20 protein-coding genes and 1 pseudogene are annotated in these 16,215 nt (G+C 70.4%); 13 read left to right on the top strand and 8 right to left on the bottom strand.

Annotated features, from left to right (window positions below; all coding sequences use genetic code 11):
• The first annotated feature begins 336 nt into the window (after window positions 1–336).
• Window positions 337–1,014 (top strand): PAQR family membrane homeostasis protein TrhA, encoded by a 678-nt coding sequence (gene trhA / locus ACLQ3F_RS18595; RefSeq protein ID WP_355004642.1) that lies wholly within the window; start codon window positions 337–339, stop codon window positions 1,012–1,014.
• 493 nt (window positions 1,015–1,507) lie between these two features.
• Here the strand turns inward: trhA and ACLQ3F_RS18590 are convergent, their stop codons facing one another.
• Window positions 1,508–1,795: a DUF6458 family protein gene (locus ACLQ3F_RS18590; protein WP_350854835.1), complete on the bottom strand. Its 288-nt coding sequence runs from the start codon at window positions 1,793–1,795 to the stop codon at window positions 1,508–1,510.
• Between the two features lie 112 nt (window positions 1,796–1,907).
• Between ACLQ3F_RS18590 and ACLQ3F_RS18585 the strand changes: the two are divergent.
• Window positions 1,908–2,441, top strand: a pseudogene (locus ACLQ3F_RS18585) (SixA phosphatase family protein); the annotation flags it as partial.
• A 55-nt stretch (window positions 2,442–2,496) separates the two neighbouring features.
• Here ACLQ3F_RS18585 and ACLQ3F_RS18580 read toward each other — a convergent pair.
• From ACLQ3F_RS18580 to ACLQ3F_RS18565, 4 genes are all read right to left on the bottom strand, one after another.
• Complete coding sequence (locus ACLQ3F_RS18580; RefSeq protein ID WP_030487564.1) at window positions 2,497–2,766, bottom strand: DUF6458 family protein; 270 nt, start codon at window positions 2,764–2,766, stop codon at window positions 2,497–2,499.
• Window positions 2,767–2,960: 194 nt separating this feature from the next.
• Window positions 2,961–4,817, bottom strand: coding sequence for an acyl-CoA dehydrogenase (locus tag ACLQ3F_RS18575; RefSeq protein ID WP_357200698.1), 1,857 nt, complete (start codon window positions 4,815–4,817; stop codon window positions 2,961–2,963).
• A gap of 129 nt (window positions 4,818–4,946) precedes the next feature.
• The gene (locus ACLQ3F_RS18570) at window positions 4,947–6,071 is read right to left on the bottom strand and encodes a PP2C family protein-serine/threonine phosphatase (RefSeq protein ID WP_357200720.1); all 1,125 of its coding nucleotides are present in this window, start codon (window positions 6,069–6,071) and stop codon (window positions 4,947–4,949) included.
• A 104-nt stretch (window positions 6,072–6,175) separates the two neighbouring features.
• Window positions 6,176–6,814, bottom strand: coding sequence for a septal ring lytic transglycosylase RlpA family protein (locus ACLQ3F_RS18565; RefSeq protein WP_425850363.1), 639 nt, complete (start codon window positions 6,812–6,814; stop codon window positions 6,176–6,178).
• A gap of 187 nt (window positions 6,815–7,001) precedes the next feature.
• On the opposite strand from ACLQ3F_RS18565, the gene ACLQ3F_RS18560 reads away from it, so the two are divergent.
• The 3 genes from ACLQ3F_RS18560 to ACLQ3F_RS18550 are packed head-to-tail and all read left to right on the top strand — an operon-like array spanning window position 7,002 to window position 9,122.
• Window positions 7,002–7,553 carry a phosphoribosyltransferase family protein gene (locus tag ACLQ3F_RS18560; RefSeq protein WP_425850360.1) on the top strand — a complete coding sequence of 184 codons (552 nt, stop codon included), beginning with the start codon at window positions 7,002–7,004 and terminating at the stop codon, window positions 7,551–7,553.
• 33 nt (window positions 7,554–7,586) lie between these two features.
• Window positions 7,587–8,633, top strand: coding sequence for a questin oxidase family protein (locus tag ACLQ3F_RS18555; RefSeq protein ID WP_425850358.1), 1,047 nt, complete (start codon window positions 7,587–7,589; stop codon window positions 8,631–8,633).
• A gap of 57 nt (window positions 8,634–8,690) precedes the next feature.
• Window positions 8,691–9,122 (top strand): ASCH domain-containing protein, encoded by a 432-nt coding sequence (locus tag ACLQ3F_RS18550; RefSeq protein ID WP_357222475.1) that lies wholly within the window; start codon window positions 8,691–8,693, stop codon window positions 9,120–9,122.
• Between the two features lie 64 nt (window positions 9,123–9,186).
• Here ACLQ3F_RS18550 and ACLQ3F_RS18545 read toward each other — a convergent pair whose 3' ends face one another.
• Window positions 9,187–10,068, bottom strand: coding sequence for an LLM class flavin-dependent oxidoreductase (locus ACLQ3F_RS18545; RefSeq protein WP_425850355.1), 882 nt, complete (start codon window positions 10,066–10,068; stop codon window positions 9,187–9,189).
• 47 nt (window positions 10,069–10,115) lie between these two features.
• Between ACLQ3F_RS18545 and ACLQ3F_RS18540 the strand changes: the two genes are divergently transcribed.
• The 5 genes from ACLQ3F_RS18540 (at window position 10,116) to ACLQ3F_RS18520 (ending at window position 12,767) form a co-directional block, all read left to right on the top strand.
• Window positions 10,116–10,610: a GNAT family N-acetyltransferase gene (locus ACLQ3F_RS18540; RefSeq protein WP_425850353.1), complete on the top strand. Its 495-nt coding sequence runs from the start codon at window positions 10,116–10,118 to the stop codon at window positions 10,608–10,610.
• A 55-nt stretch (window positions 10,611–10,665) separates the two neighbouring features.
• The gene (locus ACLQ3F_RS18535) at window positions 10,666–10,854 is read left to right on the top strand and encodes a hypothetical protein (RefSeq protein ID WP_425850352.1); all 189 of its coding nucleotides are present in this window, start codon (window positions 10,666–10,668) and stop codon (window positions 10,852–10,854) included.
• A 34-nt stretch (window positions 10,855–10,888) separates the two neighbouring features.
• On the top strand, window positions 10,889–11,308 hold the full coding sequence (locus tag ACLQ3F_RS18530; protein ID WP_425850351.1) for a hypothetical protein: 420 nt from the start codon (window positions 10,889–10,891) through the stop codon (window positions 11,306–11,308).
• A gap of 77 nt (window positions 11,309–11,385) precedes the next feature.
• Window positions 11,386–12,090, top strand: coding sequence for a dihydrofolate reductase family protein (locus tag ACLQ3F_RS18525; protein ID WP_357200669.1), 705 nt, complete (start codon window positions 11,386–11,388; stop codon window positions 12,088–12,090).
• A 32-nt stretch (window positions 12,091–12,122) separates the two neighbouring features.
• The gene (locus ACLQ3F_RS18520) at window positions 12,123–12,767 is read left to right on the top strand and encodes a dihydrofolate reductase family protein (RefSeq protein ID WP_425850348.1); all 645 of its coding nucleotides are present in this window, start codon (window positions 12,123–12,125) and stop codon (window positions 12,765–12,767) included.
• Between the two features lie 24 nt (window positions 12,768–12,791).
• Here the strand turns inward: ACLQ3F_RS18520 and ACLQ3F_RS18515 are convergent, their stop codons facing one another.
• Window positions 12,792–13,133, bottom strand: coding sequence for a VOC family protein (locus ACLQ3F_RS18515; protein ID WP_357200665.1), 342 nt, complete (start codon window positions 13,131–13,133; stop codon window positions 12,792–12,794).
• Window positions 13,134–13,318: 185 nt separating this feature from the next.
• Here ACLQ3F_RS18515 and ACLQ3F_RS18510 point away from each other — a divergent pair, with 185 nt between their 5' ends.
• Both ACLQ3F_RS18510 and ACLQ3F_RS18505 read left to right on the top strand, forming a co-directional pair.
• Entirely contained in the window at window positions 13,319–14,074 is a 756-nt protein-coding gene (locus ACLQ3F_RS18510) for a hypothetical protein (RefSeq protein ID WP_425850345.1), read from the top strand.
• Window positions 14,071–14,418, top strand: a complete 348-nt coding sequence (locus ACLQ3F_RS18505; RefSeq protein ID WP_425850342.1) for a transcriptional regulator — start codon at window positions 14,071–14,073, stop codon at window positions 14,416–14,418. Before ACLQ3F_RS18510 ends, ACLQ3F_RS18505 begins: the two co-directional genes overlap by 4 nt.
• Before the next feature lie 36 nt (window positions 14,419–14,454).
• Here ACLQ3F_RS18505 and ACLQ3F_RS18500 read toward each other — a convergent pair whose 3' ends face one another.
• Window positions 14,455–15,024: a TetR/AcrR family transcriptional regulator gene (locus tag ACLQ3F_RS18500; protein WP_425850339.1), complete on the bottom strand. Its 570-nt coding sequence runs from the start codon at window positions 15,022–15,024 to the stop codon at window positions 14,455–14,457.
• Window positions 15,025–15,109: 85 nt separating this feature from the next.
• Between ACLQ3F_RS18500 and ACLQ3F_RS18495 the strand changes: the two genes are divergently transcribed.
• Window positions 15,110–16,057, top strand: a complete 948-nt coding sequence (locus ACLQ3F_RS18495) for a ketopantoate reductase family protein (protein WP_425850336.1) — start codon at window positions 15,110–15,112, stop codon at window positions 16,055–16,057.
• Window positions 16,058–16,215: the final 158 nt, after the last annotated feature.

The raw sequence follows: 16,215 nt of genomic DNA, 5'->3' as shown, positions 1-16,215 counted from the left end.
GCTGCTCGGTCGTGGTGGCCGGGTCGGGCAGGCCGTCGAGTAGCACGGTCCGGGCCGCCGGCACGATCTCCACGGCGATCAGGTCGCCCCGCTCCCGACGCCGCCACAGCTCGGCCCGCCACGCCTCGACAAGGGCGGCCTCCGGGATGTCGGCCACAGCTTCGGGGGTGTCGGCGGGGGCGGCGCAGTCGAGTAGTAGGGCGTGCGCCCCGACCTGTCGGATCCGCATCCGCTCATCCTCGCCGATGCCGTGCCGATCCGGTGTTCACGTTGACGGTGCCGGGTGTCACCAACGCCACTACTTACAAGTAACCTACGGTGCCGTAACCTGACTGGGTGACCACCTCCGCCCCGCTTCGCCTGAAGCCGGTCGACATCGGTAAGCCCCGGATGCGCGGCTGGCTGCACACGTACGCCTTCTTCGTCGCCCTGGTCTGCGGCATCGTGCTCTGCTCGATCGCCGCCACCCGGCCCGGGTGGGCACCCCTGGTGAGCTGCCTCATCTACAGCCTGACGGTCTGCGGGCTCTTCGGCACGAGCGCGCTGTACCACCGCCGCGTGTGGTCGGAGCGCGGCTACCAGGTGATGCGCCGGATGGACCACTCGATGATCTTCGTGTTCATCGCCGGCACGTACACACCGCTCTGCGCGATGCTGCTCGCGCCCCGGCCAGCCACCGTGATGCTGGCCCTGGTCTGGGGTGGCGCGCTGGCCGGCGTTGCGGTCAAGGTGGTCTGGCCGCACGCGCCACGCTGGGTGTCCGCGCCGCTCTACCTGGCGCTGGGCTGGGTGGCGGTGGCAATGCTCCCGGAGATCCTGCACGGGGGCGGCGTCGCGGCGCTGGTGCTGCTGATCGTCGGCGGCGCGATCTACAGCGTCGGCGCGGTCTTCTACGCGTTGCGCCGGCCCAACCCGTGGCCGACCGTCTTCGGCCACCACGAGTTCTTCCACGCCTGCACCCTGCTGGCGGCGCTGTGTCACCACATCGCGATCTACTTCGCGCTGTTCGCCTGACCCAACCGCCAGGACCCAGGGGCACGGCCCGAAACGGCCGAGACGCGGGTGGTCCAGGCCGCACATCCCGGCCCGAACCCCGCCCGGCCCCGAACCCCGCCCGGCCTCCTGGTCCCGGCAACGCTGCTCGGCCGCAACGCATGGCGACTGCCGCCGCCATGATCGTGCTCGATCAAGGATGTAGTGGCCTCGCTCGCATTCGAAGGCACTACATCCTGGATCGAGCACGATCTTCGCCCGATCACCGCCTCCGGGATCAGGCCCGCACCTCAAGATCCGCACATCTTCAGGGAAACTGCTGTCTCGACACGCCCTCAGGCAGCAGCTTCCCCGAAAGTGTGCGGATCTTGGCCGGGTAGCGGGGTGCTGGCGGTCCCGTCGCGCACACGCGAGCCGGGGCGCACACGCGAGCCGGGGCACACACGCGAGCCGGGGCACACACGCGAGCCGGGGCCCCGCGACGCTGCGGGACCCCGGAGTGTGTGGGCGAGGATCAGACCGGTCGGCCCGGCCGACGCACCTCGCGGTACTCCTGCACGACCTGGTTGTCCTGGACCGGCACGACCCGGTCGGCCACGACGCGCTCCTCGCGAACCGGCGCGGCCACTACCGGGCGGCGGCGGCTGTTCCAGAAGTAGAGGGTGGCGAGCAGGCCGGCGACGCCGGCGAGCATCAGCACCCAGCCGACCACGGCCAGGTCCAGCCAACCCAGGTCGGCCTCCACTGCGAACGCGAAGATCGCGCCCAACGCGATCAAGAAGATGCTGCCACCAATGCCCATGTCTCGCTCCTCGGCTCTAACCTGGCGTACGTCGCGCCGCGGCCGTCGGTAGGGGTGCGGCATCCATCGACTTACCCAGGCACGGAGATCGCCAATCGGGCAAGCTGGGGGCATGACGGACGCCGACCCCGACACACGGACACTGGTGTTGCTGCGGCATGCGAAGGCCGAGCAGGGCAACGACGCGGCGGACGACGCGGAGCGGCCGTTGAGCGCACGCGGGAACGCCGACGCGGCTGCGGCTGGGGCCTGGTTGGCGCACCAGGGGCTGCTGCCCGACGTGGTGATCTGCTCGACGGCCCGACGCACCCGCCAGACCTGGCACGGGGTGGCGATGGGGATGACCGGTTCACCGCCGGAGGGTGGCCCGACCGGTCCTCGCCCGACCGTCCGTTATGAGCCGGGTGCGTACGACGCGCACCCGGAGGAGTTGTTGTCGCTGGTCCGCACTGTGGACCCGGCGGCCCGCACAGCCTTGCTCATTGCCCACAATCCGGGCATCTCGCTGCTATCCGCGCTCCTCGACCCCGAGGGAGTTACCGACGAGGGTCTGCGCACCGCCGAGCTGGCGGTGCACCGCTGCCCGTTGGGCTGGGCGGAGTTGAGCAGGGCGGGAGCGCCGCTCACGGCTCGGCACACCGCACGCGACGGAGCCACCCGCCGATCCGACGGGTGGCTCAGGGGTACGCGTTGTGCCGGGATCAGGACGGCGGCGCGGTTGGTGGCGGCGGGTCCGGCGGTGGCGGCATCATCGCCGTCGGATGAGACAGCCGGTTCTCCTCCACGATGAGGGTTCGAGCCCGCTTGCGCCGGTCCTGCCAGAACCAGACAGTGGTCAGCAGTACGGCCAGCCCGGCCAGGATGAACACCCAGCCGACCGCGCGTACGTCGATCCACCAGACGTTGGCTCTCAGCGCGAAGGTCAGGATCGCGCCGATCGCGATGAGAAAAATGCCGCTTCCTACACCCATGTGCGCTGCACTCCCCCGTGCGGTGGCTCTGGGCGTTCCCTTTCGAGGTCACGCGACGGTTACCCGCCACGGCAGCGGCATACCCGACCGGGCGCGGTCAATGCGTGCCCACCGTCGGGTCGAAACGGCGGCGGCCGACGGGGCAACATGCCCCGCCGGCCGTCGGTGCCGAGTGGTGCGACCCGGCACAGGACCTAGAAGGCCTCCTCCGGGAGGTCCATGATGTCGAGGTCGGCACCCTCGATGATCCGCCGGTCGGCGCCGATGCGGGGCAGCACCTCACGGGCGAAGAAACGGGCAGCGGCCACCTTGCCGGTGTAGAACGCCTTGTCGCTGGCGGAGACCTCGCCGGTCAGCGCCTTCAGCGCCACCTCGGCCTGCCGCTGCAGCAGCCAGCCGACCACCAGGTCACCGATCGCCAGCAGGAAGCGCCGGCTGCTCAGCCCGACCTTGTAGAGGGCGCGGGTCTCGCCGCCCTGCGCCTCGCCCAGCCAGCCGGTCATCACACCGAGGATGTTCTGCACCTCGCCGAGCGCCTTGCCGAGCGCCTGCCGCTCCTCCTTGAGCTGGCCGTTGCCCGCCTCGGTGGAGATGAACTCCTGGATCTCGCCGGCGACCGCCATGAGGGCCTTGCCGTTGTCCCGAACGATCTTGCGGAAGATCAGGTCCAAGCTCTGGATGGCGGTGGTGCCCTCGTACAGGGTGTCGATCTTGGCGTCCCGGACGTACTGCTCCAGCGGGTAGTCCTGGAGGAAACCGGAGCCGCCGAAGGTCTGCAGGGACTCGTGCCCGAGCATCTCGTACGCCCGCTCCGAACCGACGCCCTTGACCAGCGGCAGCAGCAGGTCGTTCACCCGCTTGGCCAGCTTGGTGGCCTTCTCGTCGCCGGCCGCCTCGGCGATGGCGACCTTGTCCTGCCAGGTGGCGGTGTAGAGAACCAGGGCACGCAGGCCCTCGGCGTACGACTTCTGCAGCAGCAGCGAGCGGCGCACGTCCGGGTGGTGGGTGATGGTGACCCGCGGCGCGGTCTTGTCCGCCTGCTGGACCAGGTCGGCGCCCTGCACCCGGTTCTTCGCGTACTCCAGGGCGTTCAGGTAGCCGGTGGAGAGGGTGGCGATGGCCTTGGTGCCGACCAGCATCCGGGCGTACTCGATGATCATGAACATCTGGCGGATGCCGTCGTGCTTGTCGCCCAGCAGCCAGCCCTTGGCCGGTACGCCGTGCTCGCCGAAGGTCAGCTCGCAGGTGTTGGAGACCTTCAGGCCCATCTTGTGCTCGACGTTGGTGGTGTAGACGCCGTTGCGCTCGCCCAGCTCGCCGGTGGTCTCGTCGAAGTGGAACTTCGGCACGACGAAGAGCGACAGGCCCTTGGTGCCGGGGCCACCGACGCCTTCCACACCCACCGGGCGGGCCAGCACGTAGTGCACGATGTTGTCGCTGAGGTCGTGCTCACCCGAGGTGATGAAGCGCTTCACGCCCTCGATGTGCCAGGAGCCGTCCGGCTGCTGGATGGCACGGGCGCGGCCGGCGCCGACATCCGAGCCGGCGTCCGGCTCGGTGAGCACCATGGTGGAGCCCCACTGCTTGTCGATGAAGAGCTTGGCCCACCGCTTCTGCTGCTCGTTGCCCTCGACCTCCAGCACGTGCGCGAAGGACGGGCCGGAGGCGTACATCCAGATCGGGGCGTTCGAGCCGAGCACCAGCTCGGCGAGGGCCCACCAGAGGGCGCGGGGGGCGTTGGTGCCGCCCAGGTGCGGCGGCAGGTCCAGGCGCCAGAACTCGGAGTCCATGAATGCCTGGTAGGACTTCTTGAACGACTCCGGGAGCGGCGCGGTGTGCGTGGCCGGGTCGAACACCGGCGGGTTGCGGTCGCTGTCCGTGTAGCTGGCGGCCAGGTCCTCGCGAGCGAGGCGATCAAGCTCGGAGAGGAAACTGCGGGCGGTGTCGGCGTCGAGTTCGGAGTACGGTTCCTGGCCGAACGCCTGGTCCGCCCCGAAGACCTCGAACAGGTTGAACTCAAGGTCCCGCAGGTTGCTCTTGTAGTGGGTCATGCTCGCTGGCCCCGCTTCCGGACAGGTGTTACCGATCAGTAACCCCGACTGTATTACTCGCGGGTAGGCAGCGACAAGCGGATCACCCAAGTGACGGCCATTACACACCTGCGGGCGCGGTCGGCCGGGTCAGCTCTCGGCGGCGCCGACCTCCCAGCTCGGGACGGCGACGGCCGCGCCGGCGCGGGCACCCACGTACTCCATCAGAACCAGCGCGATGTCGTCGTCGAGCCGACCGTGCACCCACTCGACCAGGGCGGTCTCCAGCGATGCCAGCCCGTCGGCGACCGTGCCATGGCCGAGCAGTCGCCAGGCCCGGTCGGCGGTCGGGAAGAACTCACCGTCCCGCCGCGCCTCGCCGAGACCGTCGGTGAACAGCAGCAGCCGGTCCCCGGGTTCCAGGCGTTCGACCCGGGGGCGGACCACCGGCATGAACCCGAGCGGAGGCGCCGGGGCCGGCGGTTCCAGCGGGATCACCGCACCTCGACGTAGCAGCAGCGGTGGCGGATGCCCGCAGTTGACGATCGTGAGAGTGCCGCCACGCTCCTCGACCAGTGCCGCCGTGACGAAGTCCTCGTCGCCGACGTTGCGGGCGACCGCGCGGTCCAGGTCGGCGACGACGGCCCGCAGGTCGGCCCGCTCGTACGCCACGTGCCGGTAGGAACCGAGGACGATGCTGGCCAGCCGGACCGCGTCCAGACCCTTGCCCCGCACGTCACCGATGATCATGCGGACGCCGTAGGGCGTGTCGATCGCCTCGTACAGGTCGCCGCCGATCTCGGCCGTCGCGGTGGAGGAGATGTAGCGTCCCGCGACCGACAGCGTGCCGACCTGCGGCCCGAGCGGGCGCAACACCGCCTGCTGGGCCACCGAGGCGAGCTTGGTCAGCTCCACGATCCGCTCGGCCTGCCGCTGGCGAACCCAGGCCACCGCCACTGCCATTCCGGTGACGAGAGCGACCGCGACAACGTTGACCGAGGTGGCCAACGAAACCTTCGGCGCGACCAGCGCGAAGCCGGCGCCGATCAGTGTCGCCGCGACGCCCACCCCCAGGACCACCAGCCAGGATGCCAGGGCAGCGGCGAGAACCGGCGCGGCCGCCAGGAGCGCGACGTAGTGCACCTTACGGCCGTCCGCCGCCTCCACCGCCGAGACGATCGCGAGCAGAACGAGGGCCGCGCCGAGGCCGGCGCGGGATCCGGGGCTCAGCGGGCGACGGCCCGACTGGAGGAGTCGCGTGGGTACGAGGGACAGTTTGCCTGATCCACGTGAACCGGTGAATGAACCTGACCCGTCGTCTGAGGAGGTTCTGTCCGGCCGGCCCAGTAAGCCGACCGAATCGGCGTCACCGCTCCCGCTCAGCCGAGCACCTCGTAGCGGACGGTGAGCGCGCCCACGTCGACCGAGGCGATGCTGGCGAAGGCGGCCCGGGAGAGGTCCAGGCAGCGGCCGTCGATGAACGGGCCACGGTCGTTGATCCGCACCGTCACCGACTTGCCGTTGGCCGGGTTGGTCACCCGGACCTTGGTGTTGAACGGCAGCGTCTTGTGCGCGGCGGTCAGCGCGTCCGGGTTGAACGACTCGCCGTTGGCGGTGAGCTGCCCGTCGGAGTAGAACGAGGCGCCGCACGAACCGCTCTCCAGCACCTTCGCCGCGGCCGTGGTCTTCTTGACGGTCGGCTTCGGCTTCGGCTTCGGCGACGTGGTGCGTTCCCTGCCCCGGGAGGCGGCCTGCTGCGACCGGCTCGCCGACGGGCTGGCGGTCACGCTGGGCGAGGCGCTGACGCTCGGGGTGGCGGCCGGGGAGCTGGGGGTGAGGCTGCTCGCGGCGGTGGTCGGGGTGAGGTCGAGAGCCACCTGCCCGGACTGGTCGGGCCCGGAGACCAACTGCACGGCACCTACCGTGCCGCCGACGGCGAGGGCGACGCCGACCGCCGCGGTGGCCACGATGCCCGCCGGGGAGGAGAAGATGCGGGTGCGAGAGTGCTTGCCTGCCACCGGCCCGGTCCTTTCGTCGTCTGAACAAACCGGATCGGACCGTAACGAGAGAAGCACTTCCGAAGTCAACGTGATCATGGTGGTATGCCCGTATTTGCACAGGTACGTGTAGCCGATCATCCGACCCGGGGTGGGCCGGGTGGCCCGGGTGCCGTCGCGCCCGCCGCCCGTGCCGCAGGATGAGCGGATGCCCGCCGATCTGACCGAACGCCTGGCCGCCCTGTTCCAGTGGATCGACCCCGGCCCGGGCACCAGTCACCTGGTCAGCGACATCTCCGGTTGGTGGCGGGACCCAGCGGTGCTGGCCGAGCTGGGGCCTGCCCTGGTGGCGCCGTACCGGGCCGCCCGTCCAACGGTGGTCCTCGCGCCGGCCGTCACCGGGCTGCTGCTCGGGCCGTTGGCCGCCACCGCCCTCGGGGTCGGCTTCGTGGCCGCACACAAGCCCGGTGACGGACGCCTGCCGGCCGGGCCACTCACCTGGGCACAGAGCCCACCGGACTACCGGGGCCGACGGGTGGACCTCGCCGTACGGGACCGGCACCTCGGCCCCGGCGACCGGGTGCTGGTGGTGGACGACTGGGTGCGTACCGGCGCGCAGCTGCACGCCCTCTACGACATCTGCGCAGCCCGGGGCGCCGAGGTGCTCGGCACCGCCGTGGTGGCCGTGGACTGCCCGCCCGAGATCGCGGCCGACCTACGGATCACCGGCCTGATCGACGCCGCCGATCTGCCGGGTTGACCTCAAGCAAGGTTGAAGAACGACGATCGGTAGATGAGCGAGGGAACACTGGACGAGGCGTACGAACGACTGCACCGCACCGGCCCGGAGTTCGAGGGCTGGCTGTCCAACCACGGGCCGATGGCCGTCGAGGCGCTGGTCCGGCACGGGCACGAGCAACGGGTGCACCGCTGGCTCGACGACTACCTCGGGCGACTCGATGAGCTGCCCCGAGGGCTGCACCCGATCGACGACTGGCGGGACGCGCTCGGCGACCCGAAGCGCGCCGGTGACTGGCTGGCCCACTTTGACCGGCAGCTGCGCGAACACCAGTGGCGCGACGTGCTCGGCACCTGGTGGCCCCGGCTGCTGCCGGGCATCGCCGCCGGCGCCACCCACGGCGTGATCCGGGTCGGGCACGCCGTACGCGCGCTCGGAGCGGACGAGGAGAACCCACGGCGGCTCACCGAGTTGGGCCAGGCCCTCGGCTACTGGGCGGCACGCTGGCAGCCGATCCCCGGCACCGACCGGCTGTTCACCGGCGATCCCGACGAGCCGGGTATCGACGACATCGACGTGGCGGGCGCGCTGGCCGGGCTGCCCCGGATCGAGGACCAGACCGGAGGGGTCCGGGACCGGCTGGGCCGGCTGCCGGCCGTACCCCGGTGGGAGCCTGCGCTCGCGGCGCTGCGCCCCGCGCGGAGCCCGGCCGAGGCGCAGCGGGGGCTCACCGCGCTGGTGCACCGGGCCGGCCTGGACTACCTGCGTTTCGGACACACCAACCCGGTCATGCTGGTGCACGCGGTCACCGCGCCGACCGCCGTGCTGCGTACCCTGCCGGCACTTGACCGGGCTCTGTGGGCGCCGAGCTTCGCCGCGGCCTGGGCCGCGACGGCGGCCATGACCTCCGTGTACGCCCCGGCCAACGGCATCGCACCACCGACCGTCACCCCCGCGACGCCGTCGGAGGTCTTCGCCCGCGCGGCCCGCCACGGCGACGAGCACGTGGTCAAGCTCGCCGACGCGATCCTCGACGCGTACGCGACCAGTGCCGACGAGCGGCTCCTCACCGCACCCGGCTACGCCGGCCAACTGATCTGAGCGGGGCGACGGGTATTGCGGCGTCGACCGGGGGCGCCCTGGCCTAGCCTCGGCAGGATGTGGCCTCGGATCGGTGAACTGCGCGCCCTCGCCCTCGGCACCCCCGGCGAGTTGCGGTCGACCCTCAACACCCTGGTGCTGGCCGGTGTGAAGACCGCGACGGCCGGCCGACTCGCCGAGTACGCGGAAGAAGGCGAGGAGTTGGAGCACGTCGGCGAACGCCTGGCCCTGGTCGACGACGACAACGCACTGGCCGGCGTCGTGGAGATCACCGAAGTCGAGGTGGTCCGCTTCGCCGACGTGCCCTGGGACTTCGCCCACGCCGAGGGCGAGGGTGACCGCTCGATCGAGGAGTGGCGGGCCGGGCACTCGACCTACTGGGCGCGGCTCGGCACGCCGGTCGACGGCGACACCCCGATCGTCTGCCTGCGCTTCCGCCTGGTTTCCGGCGGCGAGGGCGGTGTGGCCAGCGGTGACCTCGGCACCTGACGTCTCTTCCCCAGCTGGGTCGGCGCGGCGGCTGCCAGTTAGGCAGACGTCTCGGCCTGGCGGGTCAGTCGCGTAGTTGTGGCAGCAGCCGCGTCGCCACGTCCACCAGGACGGCCTCGTCACCGGCGTACCAACTGCTGGCGCGTGGCCAGTGCGTCACCACGTCGGTGAAGCCCAGCTCGGCGGCGCGGCCGACCTGGTCGGCGAAGAACTGTGCGCTGCTGAGCGAGAAGACCGGCGCGGCATCCAACGAGAGGTAGCGATCCAGGCTGGCCGGGTCACGGCCGGCCTCGTCCAGGGTCCGGTCCATCCGCGCGGACAGCGCCGACACACTGGCCCACCAACCCGCCAGGTCGTTGTCGTCACCGGTGCCGGTGGTCACCCACCCCTGCCCGAAGCGGGCCACCAACCGCATCGACCGTGGCCCGTTGGCTGCCATTACGAACGGCACCCGAGGCTGCTGCACGCAGCCGGGGTTGTTGCGGGCATCCACAGCGGCGAACCAGTCCCCACGCCAGGTGGTGCCGTCCTCGGTCAGGATCAGGTCCAGCAACTCGGTGAACTCGGCGAACCGGTCGACCCGCTGACGAGGCGGCAGCGTCTCACCACCCAGCACCGCCGAGTCGAAGCCGATGCCACCCGCTCCCAGACCGAGCAGCAGGCGACCGGCGGAAACGTCGTCCACAGTGGTGATCTGCCTGGCGAACGCGGCCGGGTGCCGGAAGTTCGGCGACGCCACGAGAGTGCCCAGTCGAATCCGCGAGGTAACCGTGGCAGCGGCGGTCAGCGTGGCCATCGAGTCGAACCACGGGCCGTCGACCAGGTCACGCCAACCCAGGTGGTCGTACGTCCAGGCGTGGTCGAAGCCCCACTCGTCGACCTGCCGCCAGCGACGCTGCGACTCCGCCCACCGCTGGTCCGGAAGGATCACGATGCCAATCCGCATGATCGCCACCCTAGTCGGGCCGGCCACCCGCGCCCTAGCATCACGCCATGCAGGGGATCGGGGCAGCCGTTCGAACGGCGAGCCTTTCTGACGTGCCGGCGCTGGTCGAGTTGCGCATGGCGAACGCCGAAGCGCACCTGGCGCTCGACCCTGACACCTACCGCCTGCCGCAGCGCGAGGCGGTCATCGAGCACTTCACCGCCGTCCTCAGCGACGCGACCGCCCGGAACGCGCTTCTTGTCGCGGAACAGGGCGGGCAGGTGGTCGGGATGGTCGAGGTGCTGCGCCTGCCCGAACCGCCCGCACACCAGATCCTTCGCCCGGAGCCTTCGGCGCAGATCCATACTGTGGTGCTCGACGAGGCCCGGGGCCGTGGGGTCGGCTCCGCGCTGCTCGACGCGGCGGGCCGGTGGGCGGTCGAGCACGGGCTTTCCTACCTGTCGGCGGGTATCCACCACCGCAACGCGAGCGCCGTGCGCTTCTACCGCCGCCACGGCTACGAACCGTCCGGCACCTCGTGGGGCAGGCGGGCAGTCGGTTAGGCCGGCGTCCGGGGCACCATCGTCGCCCGACCTTGGTTACCGTTCCGTTGTGGACATGCGGGCACGACGGACCGACACGGTACGGGCGTTCGGCACCCTGTCACTGGTGGCGGGTTTTGTGATCTCGCTATTCAGCATGCCGTCCGGGGGCGCAGGGCTCAAACCGCAGATCCTGGCCGCGTTCCTCATCCTGACCGGTATCGGTCTGCGGATCGAAGCGGCGATCGCCAACCGGCAGTTCTAGGTCCACCGTCGCGGCCAGCCCGTACCCTCCGGTGGTGCCCGCCGAAGCAACTGCCGCCCGCGTACCCCCGGCTCGCCGGTTCCGCATGATCCGCACGGTGGCGTTGCTGGCCGGGGTGGTCGTTCCGTCCCTCATCCTCCGCGAGTTGGTCGAGTCCCGGTTCGGCCGCGGGCCGCTGGCCGACCTCAGCGCGGTCGCGGTGCCGATGGCGGCGACCGCGTGGCTCGCGCCGTACGCCTCCTATCGGCGACGCGACGCCCTGCTCTGGCTGGTCGGCCCGGGCATCTACGTCTTCGCTGTGATCGCCTGGCGGGTGGCCCTCGCGCCCTACCGGGACTGGAGCCCCCGCCCGGAGGAAAAGGCCCGGATGCGCTGGTCACGCGACCCGGAACACGCCGGGGAGTGGTACCTGACCGAGCCGGCGAGTGGCACAGGTCACACTTCTTCCCGGTAGGGACACCGCGTTCGGCTCCGACCCCTCGGGGAGCGGCACCCAGGCGGGGTGTCGCCCGAGGAGAGGACCAGAACGCGATGACGAAGGTGACAGCACAACTGTCGGTGTCGGTGGACGGCTTCTACGCCGGGCCGCAGTTCGACGGGAACGGCAACTGGATGGACTCGGAGGAGAGCGCCAAATTCTTCCGGGTCACCCGGTGGGCGACCGAGGCGGCGGCCTGGCGCGAACGGCAGGGCTTCGCCGGCGGGGAGCAGGACACCAACTCCGAGGTGATCGCCGAGTCGTTCGGCGCGGCCGGCGCGTACGTGATGGGGCGCCGGATGGCCGACGGAGGTGAGATCCCCTGGGGTGAGGAGCCGCCGTTTCGCGCACCGGTCTTCGTCGTCACCCACCGCCCTCGCCAGCGGCTGCTGCGGGGAGGCGGCACCAGCTTCACCTACGTCACCGACGGCGTGGTCAGCGCCGTCGAGCAAGCGCGCGCTGTGGCCGGCGGCAAGGACGTCGCGGTGGCCGGGGGCGGCAGCCTGGTGCGGCAGGTGCTCAAGGCCGGCCTGCTCGACGAGTTGGAGCTGCACGTCGTACCTGTCGTGCTCGGCACCGGCCTGCGCCTCTTCGACGCGGACCTCGACCTGGGCGACCGGGAGGGGGTCGAGCTGACGCCGACCCGCGTCCTTGCCACCCCACAGGTGACCCACATCCGGTACGCGGTGCGAGGTCGCGCCCCGCTCGTGCTCGACGACCGGGGCAGCGGAGGCGGCCCGACGGTGACCGCGAACTGAACCCCGGCTGCTCGAAGGAAGGAGGAGAAACCATGCCGCAACTGTTGCGGGTGCAGTGCTTTAACGTCTCGCGCGACGGGTTCGGGACCGGGGAGGGGCAGAGCCTGGAAAGGCCCTTCGGTCACGCGGACCCCACCCCGCTGTTCTCCTGGCGTTCCGCCACCGCCAGCTTCGTGTATCGCACCGAGCCGGGTGGCAGCCGCGGCCTGGACGACTACCTGACCCGCGACGCCGAGTGCAACATCGGCGCGGAGATCATGGGTCGCAACAAGTTCGGCCCCCAGCGTGGCCCCTGGGAGAACCTTGACTGGCAGGGCTGGTGGGGGGACAACCCGCCGTTCCACACGCCGGTCTTCGTGCTCACCCACCACGTGCGCCCGTCGTTCAGCCTGTCCGACACCACGTTCCACTTCCGCGATGTCAGCCCGGCCGACGCACTGGCCGAGGCGAAGCAGGCGGCCAACGGTCGGGACGTACGCCTCGGTGGTGGGGTCGCCACCATCCGTGAATTCCTCGAGGCCGATCTGGTCGACACGATGCACATCGCCGTCGCGCCCGTCGATCTCGACCGGGGCGAGCGGCTGTGGGACAGCCCCGACGAACTGCTCGACCGCTTCCACCTCGAGTCGGTGCCCAGCCCCAGCGGAGTCACCCACCTCCTGTTCTGGAGACGATGACCGCGCCCTTCCCGGCGCTGTCGTCTACAGCCGCGCCAGCACCAGCAGGCGGTTGCCGTCGGGGTCGGTGACCCGCGCAGAACGCTCACCCCAGGGCTGGTCAACCGGCTCCTCGGTGACCGTCGCCCCACCCGTGCTCAGCGCGCCCACTGCCGCGTCGCAGTCGTCGGCGTAGACGCACAGCTCCCAGCGGTGTGAGTCGGCCGGCCCGCCAGCCTCCGGGTTGGCGGCCAGGCCGAGCTCGCTGCTGCCCAGTCGGAGGGCGACGAACTCCGGTGCGCCCTCGTCCGGGAACCGGTAGGTCAGCTCGAAGCCGACCACGTCCCGGTAGAACGCGATCAGTCGTGGCAGGTCAGGTGTCGTCACGATCGGAAACGCTTCGGTGAACACGGACCACCTCCAAGCCGGACCCTAGCCGGTGCCGCGTCCAGCAGGAACTACCACTGTCGATCCCGATAGAAGTCATCACCTCGCTCGAACTCTTGCGCAGAATGATTTGCAGTGCAAACCTATTGCTAGTGCAGCATCTGTGGAGCGGCCAGGAGGTCACCGTGTCGGACCGATCGAGCACAGCGCCGAACAGCGGCAACACACCCACGGAGCTGCTGGCGTCGGTGGCCGCCCTTCAGCGACGCACCCGGGCAGCCCGCAACGCCTACTGGCTGCCGCTACTGCTGTTCGGTCTCCTGACGGCGGTCGCAGCACCCCTCTACGTCGAATCGGTCGAACCGTCCGCCCTGCGTGTCGGTGAGGACAACCCCGCACTGACCGGCCTCGGTGGGGACTTTCTCGAACGCTCGGCAGCCCTCGGCTGGTACTGGCTGGCGGCGCTCATCGGCGGCTACCTGCTCAGCCTCTGGTGGTATCGGTGGCATGGTGTGCGGGTGGGCGTCCAGACACCGGCTCGGCCGTACGTCATCGCCGGCATCGTGGGCACCATGGTCGGGCTCGTGCTGCCGATCGTGCTGCGGCACCTGTTGCTCAACACGACGACGGTGATCTCGAACGGAACCAGCTGGCTGACCGTACCGCTGCTGGGCATCTCCAACCGCGGCATGATCCCGCACCTGGTCATCGCTCTGGGACTACTGATCCTGGCTCGACTGGAACGCAGCCGTGGCCTGACGGTCGTGGCCGCGCTCTACGTCGCGGCGATCGCCCTCGTGAACATCTACTTCCAGGCCGCCAACTTCCAGCCGGGGGATCTGAACCGCTACAGCTTCCTGCTGGCCGCCCTGCTGCCCGCACCGATCCTGCTCGTCGGCGGTGGCGTCGCCCTCCTCAACACGATCAGGAAGTCCGCGTGACCAGCAACGCAGAGGCCGCCGGCAACGGCGGGCATCCGACGAACGGGCTCAGCGACACCGTCCACCAACGCAACCGGCTCGGCATCCTCACCATCGCGGCAGAGGCCGAGCGGGTGGAGGTCGCCTACCTGCGCGACGCCCTCGAACTCACCGCCGGCAACCTCTCCCGCCACCTCGCCGTGCTGGAGGAGGCCGACCTGATCCAGATCGAACGGGGCTACCACGGACGGCGACCCAAGACCTGGATCAGGATCACCGAGCAGGGGCAGGCCGCGCTGGCGGCCGAGATCAGCGCACTGCGGGAACTCCTGCGACGCCATCAGGAGTTCCGGGCCTCCAGCTGAGCGCAGTGGCTGGACTGCCACAGGAGCCAGGTCTGCTCACGGCGCCGAGCGGCGGAGGCCGGCGAGAACGAGGGTGATGACGCTGTCCGCGTCGGTTCGGTAGGTCGGGTGGTCGTAGGCCGCACAGATGCCGTGGAGGGTCATCATGACGGCGCCGGCTCCCACGTCGTCGCGGACGGTGCCGGTCCTGACGGCTGCGGCCAGGAGGTCGTCGATCACCTGGCCCAGGGCTTGGGCACCCTCTGCCAGCGCGCCCGATTGGGTGGCCATGAGCGTGGCGAGTGTGCGGGCGAGGCCCTCGTGGCGGTGCAGGTGGTCCACGAAGCCACGCAGAAAGGATTCCAGCGCCTCGTCGGCGGGGAGGGTGGCCTGCAGCTCGCGGGCGCGGTCGCACATCGCGGTGAGCTCTTCGCGGTAGACCGCCTCGGCCAGGGCTTCCCGGGTGGGGAAGTGGCGGTAGAGCGTGCCGGTGCCCACGCCAGCGAGTTTGGCGAAGTCGTCGAAGCGCAGATTGAAGCAGCCGCTGGCGAAGAGCTCGCGGGCCTTCGCGATCAGGGCGTCCCGGTTGCGGCGGGCGTCGGCGCGCAGTGGCTTGGCATCGGTCACGTGGGGCTCCATGTTGACAAGTGGAGACTGTCTCCATATTTTGAGAACCGGAGACGGTCTCCGATTATAGGGTACGAGGTGCCGCGTGAAGATCTTGATGTTCGGCCGGGGCGTCATCGGCGCGACGTACGGGTGGGCCCTGGAACGGGCCGGGCACCACGTCGAGTTCTATGTCCGGCCGGGGCGGGCGGCAGCGTACGGCGATGCGATTGATCTCGACCTGCTCGACGCCCGGCGACGGCCGTGGGGGAAGCGCGTCGCCGAGAGGTGGCCGGTGCGCTACCGCGAGTCACTGGAGCCGGACCATGACTTCGATCTGATCGTGCTGAGCGTGCAGCACTACGGCTTCGCGGAGGCCGCAGCCTTCCTGGGACCGCGCGTGGGCAACGCCACTGTGCTCGTCTTCAACAACCTCTGGGTCGAGCCGATGACCGCCACCGAACACCTTCCCGCTGATCAGGTGGCCTGGGGCTTCCCCGGGGCCGGCGGCGGCTTCGGCGACGACGGCGTGCTGCGTGGGGCCCTGCTGCCCGTGGTCTTCTTCGGCACTCTCGACCGGCCGCCGACCGAGCGCGAGCGGGCCGTGCGCCAGGTGTTTCGCGAGGCGGGGTTCAGGCTCCAGGAGAGCTCCGACTTCCGCGGCTGGCTGTCGATCCACTTCGTTCAGAACGCGGGCCTGCACACGCAGAGCCTGAAGCAGGGCTCGTTGTCCAAGCTGACGCCCGGCAACGCACGCGAAGCGATCCTCGCCACCCGCGAACTCCTGCGGCTCGTCGAGGCTCGCGGCGTTGATCTGCGGCGGCACCGCAGCGAGCTACTTCCTTTCACCGCGCCCGTCTGGCTGGCAGCACCGGTGATGGCCTGGCTTTTCAGGCACTTCCCGCCGATGCGCCTGGTCATGGAAGCCCATGCCAACCCCGAGGAGCTGCGCGCGGTCTGCCGCGACACCCTGGCGGAGGCGCGCAGGCTGGGCGTGGAGGTGCCCCGACTGGAGGCGGCCGAGCCCTACTTCGCTGCCGAGAGAACGGCCTAGGCATCCACGCGCTGGTGCTGAAACGCCTCAGGCATGCGCCGAAATGAGTCGCGTACGGACCGGCACACCTGTTGGATCTGGACATGGAGCATGAGCTTGTTCGTCCCCGAAAGGCGCGCCCCGGGGACCACCTCGCGGTCCTCTCACCATCCTTCGCC

The organism is Micromonospora sp. DT15 (assembly GCF_049841475.1).
GTDB lineage: Bacteria > Actinomycetota > Actinomycetes > Mycobacteriales > Micromonosporaceae > Micromonospora.
This window is presented reverse-complemented; position numbering and strand designations above follow the sequence as displayed.